We start from the raw sequence: 489 nt of genomic DNA, 5'->3' as shown, positions 1-489 counted from the left end.
TCACCGCGTCCTTGCTCGTCGACGACAGGTCACCTGCGGCCACGTTCTTGATCTTCGTGCCATTGCTGTCACCACCCAGCGTGATCGTGCCCTTCGCGGCATCGTCGTAATGCACCGCCAGCGCATCGGTCCCGCCGCCGGCGCCATTTTGGCTGATCTGCTCAATTGCCTGGTTGGTCGCATACAGTTGAGAACCATTGACCGCATCGGTGCTCGTCGCGCTCAGGCGACCCGCGGCCACGTTCGTGATCGTGCGCTCCTTGCCCACGCTGCCCACGCTCACCGTGCCAATCGGATTCGAACCGGCAAAGAAGTAGTTCGTGCCGCGGATGGACGTGCCGCTCGGACTCACCGCAGCCGACGTCGTCGAGTCTGCGCCCAGCGCTACCGAATTCGCCTGCGTTGCAGCGGCGCGCGCACCCAGCGCCAGTGAGAACTCACCTGTCGCGCCTGCCGTATCACCAAGCGCCACGGCGGCGGCGCCTGTCG

1 pseudogene is annotated in these 489 nt (G+C 65.4%); it reads right to left on the bottom strand.

From position 1 onward, the window contains the following. Positions 1-472 (bottom strand): annotated as a pseudogene (locus AB3X86_RS38355) (Surface-exposed protein); the annotation flags it as partial. Positions 473-489: the final 17 nt, after the last annotated feature.

The sequence above is a fragment of the Paraburkholderia sp. BR14374 genome (assembly GCF_040948685.1).
GTDB classification, from domain to species: Bacteria; Pseudomonadota; Gammaproteobacteria; order Burkholderiales; family Burkholderiaceae; genus Paraburkholderia; species Paraburkholderia youngii.
Note: the sequence above shows the minus strand (reverse complement) of the source record. Positions and strands in the feature narration are given on the sequence as shown.